The 16,045-nt window shown below is 66.3% G+C and carries 10 protein-coding genes and 1 pseudogene; all 11 read left to right on the forward strand.

Annotation, left to right across the window (positions count from 1 at the left end):
- Positions 1-83: 83 nt before the first annotated feature.
- The 11 genes and pseudogenes from mobH to ACZ5PP_RS14090 all read left to right on the forward strand — a co-directional run bounded on the left by mobH (position 84) and on the right by ACZ5PP_RS14090 (position 16,045).
- Positions 84-1,895, forward strand: a complete 1,812-nt coding sequence (gene mobH / locus ACZ5PP_RS14040) for a MobH family relaxase (protein WP_076600378.1) — start codon at positions 84-86, stop codon at positions 1,893-1,895.
- Positions 1,896-2,297: 402 nt separating this feature from the next.
- Positions 2,298-2,534: pseudogene (locus tag ACZ5PP_RS14045) on the forward strand (transposase); the annotation flags it as partial.
- Positions 2,535-2,623: 89 nt separating this feature from the next.
- Positions 2,624-3,250 (forward strand): TetR/AcrR family transcriptional regulator, encoded by a 627-nt coding sequence (locus ACZ5PP_RS14050; RefSeq protein WP_148577566.1) that lies wholly within the window; start codon positions 2,624-2,626, stop codon positions 3,248-3,250.
- A gap of 89 nt (positions 3,251-3,339) precedes the next feature.
- Complete coding sequence (locus ACZ5PP_RS14055; protein ID WP_211164045.1) at positions 3,340-4,200, forward strand: DUF2934 domain-containing protein; 861 nt, start codon at positions 3,340-3,342, stop codon at positions 4,198-4,200.
- The gene (locus ACZ5PP_RS14060; RefSeq protein WP_148577565.1) at positions 4,200-5,870 is read left to right on the forward strand and encodes an ABC1 kinase family protein; all 1,671 of its coding nucleotides are present in this window, start codon (positions 4,200-4,202) and stop codon (positions 5,868-5,870) included. The genes ACZ5PP_RS14055 and ACZ5PP_RS14060 overlap by 1 nt, the downstream gene beginning before the upstream one ends.
- Before the next feature lie 101 nt (positions 5,871-5,971).
- Complete coding sequence (locus ACZ5PP_RS14065) at positions 5,972-6,814, forward strand: patatin-like phospholipase family protein (protein WP_464826161.1); 843 nt, start codon at positions 5,972-5,974, stop codon at positions 6,812-6,814.
- Positions 6,807-7,592, forward strand: coding sequence for an isoprenoid biosynthesis enzyme family protein (locus tag ACZ5PP_RS14070; protein ID WP_148577563.1), 786 nt, complete (start codon positions 6,807-6,809; stop codon positions 7,590-7,592). Before ACZ5PP_RS14065 ends, ACZ5PP_RS14070 begins: the two co-directional genes overlap by 8 nt.
- 5 nt (positions 7,593-7,597) lie before the next feature.
- On the forward strand, positions 7,598-10,117 hold the full coding sequence (locus tag ACZ5PP_RS14075) for an MGDG synthase family glycosyltransferase (protein ID WP_246128595.1): 2,520 nt from the start codon (positions 7,598-7,600) through the stop codon (positions 10,115-10,117).
- Positions 10,118-10,383: 266 nt separating this feature from the next.
- Complete coding sequence (locus ACZ5PP_RS14080) at positions 10,384-11,463, forward strand: efflux RND transporter periplasmic adaptor subunit (RefSeq protein ID WP_148577562.1); 1,080 nt, start codon at positions 10,384-10,386, stop codon at positions 11,461-11,463.
- Positions 11,463-14,744 carry an efflux RND transporter permease subunit gene (locus ACZ5PP_RS14085; protein WP_148577561.1) on the forward strand — a complete coding sequence of 1,094 codons (3,282 nt, stop codon included), beginning with the start codon at positions 11,463-11,465 and terminating at the stop codon, positions 14,742-14,744. Before ACZ5PP_RS14080 ends, ACZ5PP_RS14085 begins: the two co-directional genes overlap by 1 nt.
- On the forward strand, positions 14,741-16,045 hold the full coding sequence (locus ACZ5PP_RS14090; protein ID WP_076600371.1) for a TolC family protein: 1,305 nt from the start codon (positions 14,741-14,743) through the stop codon (positions 16,043-16,045). Before ACZ5PP_RS14085 ends, ACZ5PP_RS14090 begins: the two co-directional genes overlap by 4 nt.

A 16,045-nucleotide genomic window follows, 5' to 3' on the forward strand; every position in this document is an offset into this window, starting at 1 on the left:
GCAAGGGAACGGGGTCAAGGGGAAAGGCCCTACCCGAAAGGGCCAAGAGGCTCCCCCGAACAGCCCGCCATCCAGGATTCGCCATGCTCTCGCTGTTCCAACGCAAACGGATGCCACCTGCCACCGCAGTGACGCCCACTCCCTCCGCCGAGCCCCCCAAAGGGCTGACGCGGACGGAATCGGCCGCATCACTGCTGGCGACACCGCGCCGGCAGAAGCTGCTGGAACACATCTGGCAGCGCACGTCCGTCTCCCGTGACCAGTTCGCCACGCTGTATCGGGCGCCACTGGAGCGCTACGCCGAGCTGGTCCAGAATTTTCCAGCCTCGGAAAGCCACCACCACGCCTACCTGGGCGGCATGCTGGACCACGGCCTGGAAATCGTGGCCTACGCGCTGAAGCTGCGACAGTCCCATCTCCTGCCGGCCGGCGCCACGCCGGAAGCCCAGGCCGCCCAGGCCGAGGCCTGGACTGCGGGCATCGCCTACGCGGCACTGCTGCACGACGTCGGCAAGGTCGCCGTCGACCTGCATGTCGAGTATGCCGACGGCACGATCTGGCATCCCTGGCATGGTCCGCTCCGGAAGCCGTACCGCTTCCGCTACCACAAGGCACGCGAATACCGGCTGCACAGCGCAGCTACCGGGCTGCTCTACGCCCGACTGCTCGACGCCGGTATCTTCGACTGGCTCAGCGTGTATCCGGACCTGTGGTCGGCACTCCTGTACGTGCTGGCCGGCCAGTACGAGCATGCCGGCATGCTCGGGGAATTGGTCGTGCAGGCCGACCAAGCCTCGGTCGCCCAGGCGCTGGGTGGTGATCCGGCCAAGGCGCTGGCGGCACCCCGCCATGCGCTCCAACGCAAGCTCCTCGACGGATTGCGCTACCTGCTCAAGGAAGAGTTCAAACTGAACCAGCCCCAGGCCTCGGACGGATGGCTGACCCAGGATGCACTGTGGCTGGTCAGCAAGACGGTCTCGGACAAGCTGCGCGCCCATCTGCTGGCCCAGGGCATCGATGGCATCCCGTCCAGCAACACCGCCGTCTTCAACGTGCTGCAGGACCATGGCATTGCGCAACCGACGCCAGAGGGCAAGGCCATCTGGAAGGCGACCATCACCAGCGACGCGGGCTGGTCTCACACCTTCACGCTCCTGCGCCTCGCACCGTCGCTGATCTGGGAAGGCAATGAGCGGCCCACACCGTTCGCCGGCACAGTGATGGTGGTGCAGGACGAGGGGGAAGCAACTGTTTCCGCATCGTTGCCCGCCGTACCGGACTCGGTCGCCCCCGAGCCTCTGTCGGCGCAGCCAGCCGGCGAAGGCGTCGAGGCGCTTCTGGATCTGCTCGACATTCCAGATATGGCGTCGGCTGTTCTCTCGTCGACCACCGAAATGTTTTCTCCAACCCTGGAAGAGCCGCCTCTTGAGTCAGGTGAGTCAAGGTTACCGCTCGACTCGGCGACGCCTGCGTCGATTCCAGGATTGGAGGAAACGCCGTCAGGCGAGCATTTCGTCGCCTGGCTGCGCCGGCATATCGAAGAGCGCAAGCTCATCATCAATGACACCAAGGCACTGGTGCATACGGTCGCCGATACCGTCTATCTGGTCAGCCCCGGCGTGTTCCAGCGTTACGCTCAGGAACATCCAAGAACCGCCTTCCTTGCCAGGCAAGACCAACTGGCCGATTGGCAATGGGTGCAAAAACGCTTCGAGAAGCTGCAATTGCACCGCAAGCAGCAGAATGGTCTGAACATCTGGATATGCGCAGTCACAGGGCCGCGGAAATCGCGGAGACTCCACGGCTACCTGCTGGAAGACCCGCGAGTCCTGTTCAGCGATATGCCACCGAACAACCCTTACCTGTCGGTATCTGCTGCCGCCGATCCTGTGTAGGAAGGCACCTATCGGCAACCCACCCATGAATCACGGAGCGAGTCCAACGTACGAGATCGTCCAAAGGAAGGTCACCACGATGATGCAGCCGCCAGTGACGCATGGTCTCCCGCATCGCTTTCGCCGCTCTGTCACTCACGGCAGGAGAGAAACTGACGAAGAGCCCGCCCCTGCAAGCCGACTTCGAGGGGCCTCCCCTCATCTTTGGTAAAGCATCGCTTCTACCTCGCCATTGGCGGTTGCGTTCGTAGCACACGATGCCCTGGTACTTGGCAATGAGAACCTGTTCGCCGGGCTCGGCGCGGGATGCCAACGTCCATAGTGTCACCATCGAAATTGGTGGGCACGATCTTCAGCGGATGACCGCGCCATGGGACAGGTGAGTTTTCCGGGCGCTTACGCTATGTCGGCCAGCCATTCGCTCATGCCGTTGAGGAATGGCTTGGCGCTGAAGTCCAAATCGCCAAGCACAGCGAGTTGCATTCCTTTGCCGTCATGCCTCAGCGATGGGTCGTCGAGCGGTCATTCGCCTGGATCGAGAAATGCCGCCGCCACTGGAAAAACTGCGAGCGGAAACTCAACACCAGCTTGCAGTTCGTCCACTTGGCCTTCATCGCACTACTGCTCAAAGGATTGTGAACAGGTTCTCAGTAGGCTGGATGGTGCAAACCACATCTGACAGAGATATACTGATCGTTCGTTAAGTTTATCGGAAGGGCCACCAATCTATGATCCGCCAGCCGATTAGGATCATTCGCAAGCGAAAAACGCGGGAAGAGATTCTTGAGCTATCGACGCCTTTGTTTGCGCGGCACGGTTATGACGGCGTCTCGATGCGCGATATCGCTGCCGCCGTCGGCCTCACCCAGGCGGCGCTTTACTACCACTTCGCCGACAAGAACCAGCTCTATCTCGATGCGGTGGCCTACGAATTCCGGGAAAGAGTGGCCGCACTGAAAGACATGCTGGCCGGCAACGGCACCCCATGGAAACGGCTTGAATGCTTTGTTGCGGGGCTCGCCCGGATGATGGCCTCGGACAAGGACTTTCTGCGGCTGGTGCAGTGGGTACTGCTGGACACCAACGAGGCGCGTCAGAGTACCTTGGCCAAACAGGTATTCAGGGACATGTTCGTTGCCGTCCACGATCTCGCCAGCGAGTTGGACCCACATGTGGATGCCCACCTGCTCGCGATGTCGATCTTTGGCCTGGTGATCTTCCATTTCCAAGCCGGTGCAACCCGTAAGTTCATGCCAGGACGCCGGCCCCAGCAGGACAACCCCGAGGTATTGGCACGCCACGTATGCGATCTGCTGCGAGGGAGGCTGGCCTCAGCCGATGGGGAGGCACGCTGAGGATGGGGCGCCTGGACAAGCTCATACCGATACCCGGCCCCGCACACGCCGGATTTTCCACACTCTCACTTTGAAAAGGAGCAGCGACCATGGCCAAATCCACTTCCACTTCGAATGCGGCGCAGGAATCCGTTGCGGAGAAGAATCCGCCCGTCACCGCCGAGGAACGCTATCGAATGATCGCGGAGGCCGCCTATTTTCGCGCGGAAAAGAGCGGCTTTGTGGGCGGCAACGTGGCAGAGGACTGGCTGGAGGCCGAGGCCGAGATCGACCGGATGCTCAAGGAGCAGGGACGTCTTCCCTCCATGACGCCAGAGGAACTCGAGCAACGCGTACAAGGCGCACTTGCCACCGACCCGGCCGCGATCGCCTCTCAGGTGCGTGCGATCACGCTCGATGCTCTCACGCGCGGGCATCTTGATGCCGATGCACTCAAACGCGTGACGGCGGCCGTGGTCAGAGGCGCCCGCGAAGGCGCCGTGCCGCTCGGGGAACGCGGCGGACAAGCGCTGAAAGAGGCGATGCGCGGTCTGGACGAGGCGCTGGCCGGAGCAGCGGAGGCCGCACAATTGGCCATTCAGGAGGCCACGGGTCGCACCAGTGAGTTCTCCCGGCAGGGGCTGAAGCAGGCGGCGGACGAACTGGCCACGCTGCAGACGCTGTTCATCGAAACGCTGCAGGACGCAGCGCGCGATACCCGGGGCACCGTCCAGGCCACCTTCACCGAGCTTGCCGAACATGCCCGCGGCAGTGGCTCGGCCGTCGGCCAACGTACCCGGATCGCGCTCGAGCAACTGACCCAGGCCGTTACGGCAGGTGCGCGGGATCAGGCCAAGAAAGGGGCGGAGGTCGTGCGCCATGAAGCCGCGCTGCTGGCCGGTCTGGCCGCCGGCCTGCTCCAAGGCATCGCTGCCCGTCTGGAATCGAAAAATACGGGCAAGGACGTTTGATGCTATGGCAAGCGATCGGCGCCGTCCGCGACCTGGGCCGCCTGCATGACATCGCCTCAGTCCTGATCCGCTACGGCTTCGGCGATCTGGTGCGGCGGATCGGCATGGCGGGCGCCCTGGAACGTGCCGGCCGCGCCCTGCACTGGCACGAACCGGAGGAACTGGCGCGGCTGGAGCCGCCGGCCCGCGTGCGCCGGGCGCTGGAGGAGCTGGGGCCGAGCTTCGTCAAGCTGGGGCAGATCCTCGCCACCCGCGTAGATCTGTTCCCGCCGGAATGGATCGCCGAGTTCAGCAAGCTGCAGGACGCAGCGCCCGCCATCCCTTTCGCCGAGCTGCTGCCGCAACTGACGGAGGACCTGGGCGAGCCGCCCGAGGCCATCTTTCCGCGCCTGGAGATGCAGGCGCTGGCGGCGGCCTCGCTGGCCCAGGTGCATCGCGCCTGGCTGGCTGACGGCACGGCGGTCATCCTCAAGGTGCGGCGCCCCGGCATCCGGCCGATCGTGGAGGCTGACCTGCGCCTGCTGGCCCGTCTCGCCGAGATCGTCGAGGCGGAAGCGCCCGAGTTGCGCCGCTACCGGCCGCGGGAGGTGGTGCGCCATTTCACCCTGTCGCTGCGCCGCGAACTGGATTTTTCCGCCGAGGGCCGCAGCGCCGAGCGCATCGCCGCCAACTTCGCCGCCCACCCCGAGATCGTCGTTCCCCGCATCCACTGGCCGTGGACCGGCGGGCGGCTCAATGTGCAGGACTATGTCGAGGGCATTGCCGGCCGCGACCTGGCCGCCGTGGACGCGGCCGGCCTCGACCGCAGGCTGCTGGCCCGTCGCGGTGCCCGGGCCGTGCTCAAGATGATGCTCGAAGATGGCTTCTTCCACGCCGACCCGCATCCCGGTAACGTTTTCTACCTGCCGGACAACCGCATCGCCTTCATTGACTTCGGCATGGTCGGGCGCCTTTCCGAGGAGCGCCGCTATCAGCTGGCCGTGCTGTTGCACGGTCTCGTCAGCCACGATGCGGAGAAGGTGGCCGAAGTGCTGCTGGACTGGAGCGGCGGCGCCGAGATCGACAGCGAGACCTTGCAGCCCGAGATCGACGCCTTCGTCGACCAGTATCACGGCGTGCCGCTCAAGAACCTCGATCTGGGCGCTATGCTCTCCGACCTGGTCGCCATCCTGCGCGAGCACGGCCTCACCCTGCCGCCCGACCTGGCGCTGCTGATCAAGGCCTTCATCGCCCTGGAGGGACTGGGGCGCCAGCTCGACCCCGACTTCGACATGGCGGGCGAGGCTACGCCGTTTCTCGAACGGGTGCTGCTCGCCCACGCCGCGCCCGGCGCCCTGGTCTGGCGCGGCTGGCGCGCCTTGCGCGACACGCTTGCCCTCGTCGCCGGGCTGCCGCAAGACCTGCGCCAGCTCCTGCGCGCCGCGCGGCGCGGCAAGCTCCTGGTGCAAGTCGAGGTCCTGCCCCTCAAGCATTTCGGCGACCGTCTCGACCGCGCCGCCAGCCGCCTGGCGATCAGCGTCGTCACCGCCGCCCTGATCATCGGCTCGGCCATCGTCATGACCGTCGAGCGCGAGCCCGGCCTGCCATCTTTCGGCTTGCTCGGCTTCATCGCCGCCGTCATCGGCGGCATCTGGGTGCTGTTCTCCATCTGGCGTGGCGGCAAGGGCTAGAGATGGCGAAACCAGCACCCGAAACCGTTCCCAATCCGCCCGCGCGCAAGGTCGGCCTGGCGCTGGGCAGCGGTTCAGCGCGCGGGCTGGCGCACATCGGCGTGCTGCGTGCCATCGAGGAGGCCGGGATCAAGGTCGATCTGGTCGCCGGCACCAGCATAGGCGCGGTGGTGGGCGCGGTATATGCCGCCGGCAAGATCGGGGGCTTGGCCGACCGTTTTCGCGCCTTCGATTGGCGGCAGATCGTCGGCATGCTCGACCCCGTTCTCCCCCGTTCCGGGCTGATCGACGGCCAGAAGATCGCGGACTTTGTACGCGCCCATGTGGCGGCCGCAAGCATCGAGGATCTGCCGATCCCCTTCCGCGCCGTGGCCACCTGCATCATGAGCGGCGAGGAGGTGGTGTGCGCCTGGGGCGACCTGATCGATGCGGTGCGCGCCAGCATCTCGGTGCCCGGCATCTTCACGCCGGTGCGCAGCAACGGCCGCATTCTCGTCGACGGCGGTCTGGTCAACCCGGTGCCGGTGAGTGTGGTGCGTGCCATGGGCGCAGGCCTGGTCATCGCCGTCGACCTCAACCACGACATCGTGGCGAGCCGGGTATCCCGCCCAGATTCGAACTCACAGGGAACATTCCATACCCAGGCCATGGCGCGCCTGCTGGCAAGCCTCCGAACAAACCCCGGCTTGGTCCAGTTCGAAGCCTGGCTGCACAAGGAACCGCTGCCGGGCATCTTCGATGTCCTGCTGACCTCGATCTACATCATGCAGGCGCGCATGACCCAGGCCAGCCTGCGGCAGGACAAGCCGGACATCCTCATCCGCCCGCCGCTGGGCGCGGTGCGTTTCATGGAGTTCGACCGCGCCGAGGAAATCATCGAGATCGGCTACCGCAGCGCGGCGCAGCAATTGGCCCGCTGGGCAGGAGCGCCCACTGATGACTGACAGGCATCCCATGAACTTTCCCGAGGCTGTGATGACGGGCGTCCGCGCCACCATTGCAGATGCCCTGACCTGCGAGGCGGCGCCCGTCCAGCTTGCCTTGCGCCTGTTGCTGTCGGGCCCGCGGATTCCGATCCGGGCGCTGGTGACCAGCAGCTTCCACTCCGGGCAGGCGGGCATCGACGCCGGCACGGCCCTGGACCTGATCCATCTCAGCCTGCAGCAATTGCATGCCCACGTCGATGCGGCGAGCGGCCCATCCGCGCAGCTCGGCAACGCCGCCACCGTGCTGGCGGGCGACTATTTGACCACCGGGGCCTTCCGCCTGCTGGTGCGCTGCGCCGACCTGCGAGTCCTCGCCCTGGTTTCCAATGCGGTCAACCGTGCCGCGGAGTTGGAGGCCGCCAATCTGAGCCCGGCGCAAGATGGCGTCGATGACCCGACGCAGCGGGTGCGAACCCGTCAACGGTTGGCGGCGCCGCTGGGCGGGGCGGCCGGTGCCACGGGGGCTGCGCTCGCGGGCTACCCGGAACCGCTCGCCGGCGTCGCTCGGCGCTACGGCGAAACCCTCGTGGCGAGCCACGTGTTGCTGCAAGAAGCCAATGCCATGGAGCGCTGCGAGGCACGCACCGCCCTCCTGTGCGCAGCGCGCGACCTGTGCCGCCAGGCGACGCAGGAGGCGCGCACCCTTGCGACGGCCACAGGGAACGGCCGTCCACTCGAACTGGCTGAACGGATCGCGGCCGGCATCGAGGCTGGAGGCGGTGAAAAGCAATCATGAATTTAATGAGCCCCAACCCTCAGCCGGCCCGCGTGGCAAGCCAGCAGGGAATGAAAGTGGACGCGTCCTTGCCAGCGAAGAAGATCGTCATTTTCTATTCGTCGATCGGCTACGGGCACATCAGCGCTGCCCAAGCCATAAGGGCTGAGATACATCGACAATCCCGGCGCACCGAGGTGGTTCTGCAGGACATTCGCGCCTTCATGCACCCGGTTTGGCGGAGAGTCGACGAACGCCTGTACTGGTTCGTCGCCAGCAACTTGCCCGAGTGCTTCGAGAGCCTGTTCGACGCGACGCAAACCAGAGGCAACCGCATTCCCTCGCTGTCGATGCTGCCCACGGACTATCCGGAGGGGAAAGTTCACGCCTACCTGACCCAAGAGGCGCCGGACGTCATCCTGTCGACCCACTACGGCGCCGCCCAGGTGCTGGGAACGCTGCGCGAAAAGGGGTTCCTGGCCAATCGAAGAATCGGTTGGCTGCATACGGACTTTTTCGAGGGCTACTTTCCACGTATCTCCAAGCTGATCGATCGCACCTTTCTGGCGCACCCGGAACTGGAATCGCGCTGGCTGGCGGCAGGCGTGCCACCGGACAAGGTAATCACCAGCGGGATGCCGGTGCAGGTTGAGGCGGTGTCCGCAGTCGCTCGCCAGGACATCCGCGCGCGTATCGGGTTATCGCCGGACATTCCCACCCTGACGCTCGCGGGCGGCAAGGAAGGCCAGGGGGACTATGCGGGCATCATCGACAGCGTGATGCGTCATGTTCCCGGCAGCCTGCAGATCATCGCCGCCTGTGGCGCGAATGCGCGCCTGCGCGCCAGGCTGGAGGAGCTGCGCGGAAGCCTGCCGTCGCGGCTAACACTGAAGGTCGTGGGACTGGTGCCACGATCCGACATGACTGCGTACATGGGCGCCGCCGACGTCCTGATCACCAAGGCGGGAGGACTGACGCCGGCGGAAGCGTTCACGATCGGCGTGCCGACCATCCTCCTCGATGTCATCAGCGGCCACGAGCGCGAGAACGCCGCCCTGTTCGTGCGCCAAGGGCTGGCCAGTTTTGCTGGCAATGCGGAAGACGCGGGAAGACTGGTCGAGGAAATCCTCTCCGATCCGGTCCGACGGGAAGAAATCCTCACCGCCCAACGGCAGTACAGAGAGCGGACGAACATCGTCAGCATCGCCCGGTTCGCACTGGACGACGCGGAGGATCCCGTACATCCATTGCCGACTTACGGGGTCGAAGATGGCGCGCCGGTGCTCGGCATCGACGCAGCGCTCGCGCGACTCGACGCCGAGTCACCGGCCGAGGTCGAGTTGCTGCTTTCCTACGCGACCTCGCAGACGCCGGAGCGGATCGTCCGCGAAAATCCGTTCGGACACCTTGCCATCCGTATCGAGGGCGTCGTTTATAGCGCGAACCACATCGCGGACCCTTCCGTCGATCCAAATTTTCTCCAGCACGTGAGCCTTGCGGACTATTTGTACGGTGTCACTCGTCCGTCCCCATCGCAAGTTCATACCAACACCTATGGCATGGCCTACGGCCGCGAGACGCTCGGTTTGCGCGTCCGGGGCGTTCCCCCCGAAAGCCGCGCCGCGATGGTGGCCGAGGCGCGCCGCCAGGAAGGCGCGTTCCGGGATGGCAGCCTGCAATGGCACCGGAGCGATTTCAATTGCGCGGACGTCGTGGCGCAGATGCTTGCGGCCGGTGGCTATGGCCGCCGCTCCCTCGGCAACCGGATAGGGCTGCCGAGCATGCCTTTGGACGTGTTCGAGGGCATCCGAGCACGGTTCGAAGAAGACCCGTCGTTGCAGGAGGAATTGATCGCCTACCGTTTGCTGCCTGGAACTCAGGCGCCTTATCGCTTTTCCCGTTTTCCGCTCTCGATGTGGCAGCCATTGCGCTCGATGGCGCGCGTGCTCAGCGACGCGTCTCGCGACGAGCTTGAGCAGGCAACAACCCGACAGGTCACTGGGTATTTCAGCGATTCCCGGCTTTATGTCGAGGACTTGCGGGCCTGCCGGTCGGCATCGGGAACCGAGGATATCCCGCTTGTCGAGCGTCCTCCCCTGGCACTGGAGGAGGCGATCCTCGCCGACTTGCGGCGTGTGCTCGCGGTGTACTTGGAACTTCCGTTCCAGCGGATCGGGCGCTTGGAGGGTCGCCCTGCCATCAAGGGGTTTGACGCGCTCGTCAATCGGGGACTCGAACTCGCCCGGCTGGCGACGGAGCATGCCGAAGACGGTCTGCTCCGTCTTCGCGCGGACCGGCTGCGCGCGCTATTCAACCGGCTCGTGGAAGACTACGGGCAGATCGACCCGCAGCGCTTCGAATTGCGTCACGTCCAGGTCTACTTGGCGCAGCTACGGGCGTTCGAGTCGGTGCTGGGACGGGAGCTGTTGCCCCCGGGCGCTTCGTGGACCGACAGAGTGCGGACATCGCTGCATGTTTGGTGGCGTCAAAAGGTGGTGTTTGCTCGCCGCGTTGCCCAGGTGTATTTCCGCAAAAGAGAGAAGTAACTTGCCTTCACCACGCCCCCATTCAATGTGGCTCTCGCACGTTCTGTCCGGCGCTCTTCTGTCTTTCGGCAGCACAACGGCATTCGGTGCCGATCAGCTCGGCAAACAGTTTCAGATGCGGATGCCCCAGCCGGAGCGCGCTGCCTACGAGGCCGCTCCGCACCGGCCGCCGCAACACTCGCGGCACCGACAAGGCCGCGTCCGCAGAATGGCTGGCCCGCGTCCTGCTAATCACCATTTAAAGTCCAATCGGAAAAACCCGCCCCATGAAAAGAAAAACCCTGCTCACACACATGGCGCCGCTGGCGCTCTACGCTCTCTTGACCGGATGCGGTAAAGCGCCGGAGGCCCCGACTCAAATCGACGCCAAGACCTGGAATCTTCCGGTCATGACGGCGAGCGCCAGTGCACCGGTCGAGTACACTACGGTCGGCTCGGTGGTGTCCGATCAGCGCGTCGAGGTCGCCTCGCGGCTGAGCGGTTATATCCGCGAGATCCAAGTGCAGGAGGGTGAACGGGTGCGGCGCGGCCAGGTGCTTGCCCGCCTCGATGCCGCGGACGTGGAAGGCGGCATCCGCCAAACGCGCGCGGCCCAAGGCGCAGCCGAGGCCGCCTTCCGGGATGCGCAGACTGACCTCGAGCGATTCGAGCGCCTGTTCGAACGCGGCAGCGTCTCGGAAAACGAGATGCGCAAGGTGCGCCTGAAGTTTGACGCCGCCCGCGAGGCCCTGAACCAGGCGCGCGCCGGTCTCGACACGGCGCTGGCCCAGCGCGCCTATGCCGAAATCGTCAGCCCCGTGGCCGGCACGGTGGTGGCCCGCCTGAAACGGGCCGGCGATCTCGCTGTGCCCGGCATGCCGTTGTTGACCGTGGAGTCGGGGCGTGGCCTGCTGTTCGAGACCTTCGTGGCGGAAGGCCAGGTCGCCGCCATGGGCGAGGGCAAGCCGGCGGTGGTCAGCCTTGACCGCCTGCCCACGCCCTTGGAAGGCACGGTGACCCGGGTGGTTCCCTCCGGCGATCCTGTTACTCGCAGCTACCAGGTCAAGATCGCGCTGCCAGAGACGGTAGGGCTGATGCCGGGGATGTTCGGCCGCGCAGTCTTCACGGTCGGGGAAAGCCCCTCGCCGGTGGTGCCGCGGCGGGCGCTGGCCGAGCGCGGCGGGCTCACCGGCGTTTTCGTGCTGGACGGCGAGGGCCGGGCGCTGTTCCGCTGGCTGCGCACCGGCCGCGAATGGCCCGACCGGGTCGAGGTGAGCGCCGGTCTGGCAGCCGACGAGCGCTTCGTGGCAGCGGTCGAGCCCGCCCTGCGCGACGGCGACCGCGTCATGCCGGCGGAGGCGCCGTGATGACCGACCGCAGACTCAACAGCGCCGGACGCCTGGCCGAGATATTCGTTTCCTCCAAACTGACCGTGCTGTTCATGCTCGCCTGTGCGCTGCTGGGCCTGCTGGCAATGGCGCTCACCCCGCGCGAGGAAAACCCGCAGATCGTGGTGCCCGGCGCCGAGGTGCGGGTGGCCCTGCCCGGCGCCTCCCCCGAAGAGGTGGAGGAACTAGTGATCCGGCCACTGGAGGGTATCGTCAAGCAGATCCCGGGGGTGGACCACACCTACGCCACGGCAATGAACTCGCTGGGCGTGCTGATGGTGCAGTTCAAGGTAGGGGAGAACAAGGAGAAATCCCTGGTCAAGCTCTACGACCGCGTGCTCGGCCAGCGCGACCGCCTGCCCCTCGGGGCGATGGAGCCGCTCATCCGCAGTGTGGACGTAGACGACGTGCCCATCGTCACGGTCACTCTGGCCTCGGAGCGCTATGACGACTATGCGCTGAAGCGGCTGGCCGACCGCATGCTGGAGGGGCTGCGCAGCCTGGAGGCGGTATCCACCACTTTCGTGCAGGGTGGCCGCGACCGGGAGATGCGCATCGAACTAGACCCGCAGCGCCTGCAGTCCTTTGGCGTGACGCTGGACCAGGTGCGCGCCTTCCTGAGCGCGGGCAACGTCGCCGCCCCCCTGGGCACGGTGGTGCAGCAGGGCGAGAACCGCCAGGTGTACCTGGACGGCTTCCTCGCCTCGGCGGAGGAGCTCGGGCGCCTGATCGTCGGCAACCACGCCGGCCGCCCCATCTACCTGGGCGAGGTGGCGCGCGTCGTCGACGGCCCCCCCGAAGAGCGGGATAAACTGAGCCGCATGGCCTTCGGTCCGGCCGATGCGCGCTTCGGCAAGGTGCAGCAGGCGGAGATGCCGGCGGTGACACTGGCTGTGGCCAAGAAGGCCGGCACCAATGCCGTGGTCGTTGCTGATGAGGTGCTCGCCCGCATCGAGCGGATGCGGGTGCAATTCGTACCGGCCGACGTCGAGCTCGTGGTGACCCGCAACGACGGCCAGAAGGCGGACGCCGCCGTCAACGGCCTGATCGAGCACCTGGGCATCGCCGTGCTGGCCGTGTTCCTGGTGACCGCCGTCTTCCTGGGGCTGAAGGAGGCGCTGATCGTGGGCGTGACGGTGCCGCTGATTCTGGCGCTCACCCTGGGCGCGGCCTATTTCGGGAGCCTGACCATCAACCGCGTCTCCCTGTTCGCGCTGATCCTATCGCTCGGGCTGCTGGTCGATGCCGCGATCGTCGTCATCGAGAACATCCACCGCCGCTACGCCCGCCTCGGCCAGGAGGACAAGGCGCGGGCCACGGTGCAGGCGGTCAACGAGATCGGCTCCCCCACCAACCTTGCGACGCTGGCGGTGATGCTGGTGTTCGGCTCGCTGCTGATCGTCTCCGGCATGACGGGGCAGTATTTCTATCCGGTCGCCTTCAACGTCCCCGTCGCCATGGCCGCCTCCCTGCTGGTGGCCTATGCCGTCGTGCCCTGGGCGGCCAACCGCTGGCTCAAACCGGGCGAGGGGCACGACCTGGAAGACCACGACACCGGGGACCGCCTGCACCGCTTCTACCACGCGCTCATGGCGCCCTTGGTGGACCGCCCGCCCAGACGGCGGGGCGTCTTTCTGCTGGCCGCCCTGGCGATCGTGCTCTCCCTGTTCCAGGCCGCCTGGCAGTTCGTGCGCCCGGCGGGTCTGAGCGGGCCGCAGGCCTGGTTCGGCGTCGAGATGGCGATGATGCCCAAGGACGACAAGAATACCTTCAACATCACCTTCGACCTGCCGGAGACCACCCCGGTAGAAACCACCGATCGCCTCGCCCGTGAGATCGGTGCCCTGTTGCGCCAGAACCCCGACGTGAGCGATTACCAGAGCTGGATCGGCCAGGCCGGTGTGATCGACTTCAATGGCCTGCTGCGCGGCGCCGGCAGCAAGCAGGGACCGCATGTGGGGGAAGTCCGCGTCAACCTCCGGGACAAAACGGCGCGCGACAAGACCTCAATCGATATCGTTCGCGAGCTGCGTCCCGCGGTGCAGGCCATCGCCGCGCGCTTCCCCGGCAGTACCGTGCAGCTGGTGGAAGACCCGCCGGGGCCGCCGGTGCGCGCCACGGTGCTGGCCGAAATCTACGGCACCGACCCGCAGCAACTGCGCGCGCTCTCCGGGCAGGTCAAAGCGGCCTTCGGGCAAACCTACGACATGGTCGAAGTCACCGACACCGAGGTCGAGGATGTGTACCAACACCGCCTGACCGTCGACCGGGAAAAGGCCGCGCTCTCCGGGCTGACCGTCGCCGAGGTGGCCGTCGCGCTGCGCCGCTTGATCGACGGCGAGGCATTGGGGCGCGCCCATGTTCAAGGCGAAAAGAACCCCGTGCCCATCCGCTTGCAAATCCCGCGCAGCCACCAAATCGACCCCGAACTGCTGACACGGGTGTCGCTGACCAATCGGCAGGGCCAGCGGGTGCCGTTGTCGGAACTGGTGCAGGTGGCGCCCGCCCGGGCCGACCGGCCCATCCTGCACAAGGATGGCGAGCGCGTCACCTTCGTGGGCGGCGAGCTCGAATCCACCGCCCCCGTCTACGCGGTGCTCGATCTCGACCGGCGCCTGGACGGCCTGGCGCTGGCCGACGGCAGCCGCCTTGTGACCGGCAACCTGCGCTTCAAGCCGGTGGCGCCCGACACCCTGGACGGCCCCCGCCTGCTCTGGGATGGCGAACTGCGCATGACGCTCGATACCTACCGCGACATGCTGGGTGCCCTGGGGCTGGCGATCACCTTCATCTTCCTGGTGCTGGTGGCCTATTACCAGTCCTTCAGCCTGCCGCTGGTCGCCATGGCGGCGATCCCCCTGGGGCTGGCCGGTGTCTTTCCGGGACACTGGCTCATGGGGCAGCCGTTCAACGCCACCTCCATGATCGGCATCATCGCTCTGGCCGGCGTGGTGGTGCGCAACTCGCTGCTCATCATCGACTTCGTGCTCGACTACCGGCGCCAGGGCATGGACCTGCGCGAAGCCATCCTCGAAGCCGGTGCGGTGCGCCTGCGTCCCATCCTGCTGACGGCGCTGGCCATCGTCCTGGGCAGCGCCGTGATGCTCGCCGACCCGGTGTTCGGCGGCCTGGCCATCTCGCTGATCTTCGGCACGCTGGTCTCCACCGTGCTCACACTGATCGTCGTGCCCCTGCTGCTCTATCTGCTGCTGCGCCACAAACAGCGCAAAGAAGCGGCCACAAAAGAAGGAACAACATGAATTCCGCTCATCACCCAAAAAGACTCCGCGGCCTGCTGCCGCTGGCAGGCCTGGCCGCCGCGCTGCTCGCGGGCAACTCCGCTGCCGAATCCCTGCCGCAGGCATGGGACACCGCCCTGGCCGTGGACCGCGGCCTGAAGGCGGCGCGCGAAAACACCGCCGCCGCCGAGAGCCTGCTGGAGGCTGCCCGATCCAGCAGCCTGCCCAGCGTGAGTCTGGAGGCAGGCTATACCGCCCTCGACAACACGCCGGCGTTCAGGGCCGACCTGCTCGGCCAGTCGCTGCAGATGCCGATGGCCCAGCAAGACAGCGCCGCCTACAAGGCCATGGCGACCCTGCCGCTCTACACCGGGGGCCGCATCGAGCGCGGCATCGATGCGGCGGCGGCGGGCCTGGAGGCGGCGAGGCTGGGCGAGACGGCCGACGTGCAGAACCTCAAGCTGCGCGTGGCCGATGCCTACGTCAACGGGCTGCGCGCCGGCCGGATGCTGAAGGTCGCCGAAAGCCATGTCGAGAGTCTGTCGGCCCATGCTCGCGATGTGGGAAACCTGCACGAGCAGGGCATGGTGGCCAGGAGCGACCTGCTCTCCGTGCGGGTCGCCCTGGCCGATGCACGGCAAAAGGCCCTGCAGGCGGCCAATGCCCTGGATCTGGCCCGCGCGGCCTACAACCGGCTGCTGGGGCGCCCGCTTGACCAGGCCGTCAGCTTGGATGAACTGGCCCCCGATGCGGGTCGGGTACCCTTGGCGCGCTTGACCGAGCGGGCGCTCGTCCAGCGCAGCGAATTGGCCGCGCTGGCCGGACAGATCGAGGCCTTACGCCATCAGGCGGCAGCCGTGCGCGGAGAAAATCGTCCGCAGATTGCGCTGTCCGGCGGCTATGGCTACCAGCAAAACCGCTATCAGGTGCATGAAGGGCAGTGGATGGTCACCCTGGGAGCCCGATGGAACGTGTTCGATGGCGGTGTGGCCGGTCACCGCGCCGGCGCGGTCGAGCGCCAGGCGGCAGCGTTGACGGAGCAGCGCGAGGAGCTCGCCTCGGTGGTCGCCCTGCAGGTGCGCCAGACTTGGCTCGACGTGGAGGAAACGGGAAAGCGCATCGAGGTCACCCGCTCGGCCATCGACCAGGCCGAGGAAAACCTGCGCGTGGTGCGCGACCGCTATGCCAACGGCCTGTCCACCCATACCGAGGTGCTGGACGCCGAAACCCTGCGCGTCAACAGCGAGGCCAATCACGCCGCCGCGCACTATGACGCCGCGCTGGCTGGACTGCGACTGAAGCGTGCCGTGGGCGATCTTTAG

The organism is Thauera sp. DNT-1, from assembly GCF_055393985.1.

Excerpts from the sequence above, each read along its gene's own strand:
- mobH (WP_076600378.1), top strand. The coding sequence starts at position 84 with ATGCTCTCGCTGTTCCAACGCAAACGGATGCCACCTGCCACCGCAGTG.
- ACZ5PP_RS14050 (WP_148577566.1), top strand. The coding sequence starts at position 2,624 with ATGATCCGCCAGCCGATTAGGATCATTCGCAAGCGAAAAACGCGGGAA.
- ACZ5PP_RS14055 (WP_211164045.1), top strand. The coding sequence starts at position 3,340 with ATGGCCAAATCCACTTCCACTTCGAATGCGGCGCAGGAATCCGTTGCG.
- ACZ5PP_RS14060 (WP_148577565.1), top strand. The coding sequence starts at position 4,200 with ATGCTATGGCAAGCGATCGGCGCCGTCCGCGACCTGGGCCGCCTGCAT.
- ACZ5PP_RS14070 (WP_148577563.1), top strand. The coding sequence starts at position 6,807 with ATGACTGACAGGCATCCCATGAACTTTCCCGAGGCTGTGATGACGGGC.
- ACZ5PP_RS14075 (WP_246128595.1), top strand. The coding sequence starts at position 7,598 with ATGAGCCCCAACCCTCAGCCGGCCCGCGTGGCAAGCCAGCAGGGAATG.
- ACZ5PP_RS14080 (WP_148577562.1), top strand. The coding sequence starts at position 10,384 with ATGAAAAGAAAAACCCTGCTCACACACATGGCGCCGCTGGCGCTCTAC.
- ACZ5PP_RS14085 (WP_148577561.1), top strand. The coding sequence starts at position 11,463 with ATGACCGACCGCAGACTCAACAGCGCCGGACGCCTGGCCGAGATATTC.
- ACZ5PP_RS14090 (WP_076600371.1), top strand. The coding sequence starts at position 14,741 with ATGAATTCCGCTCATCACCCAAAAAGACTCCGCGGCCTGCTGCCGCTG.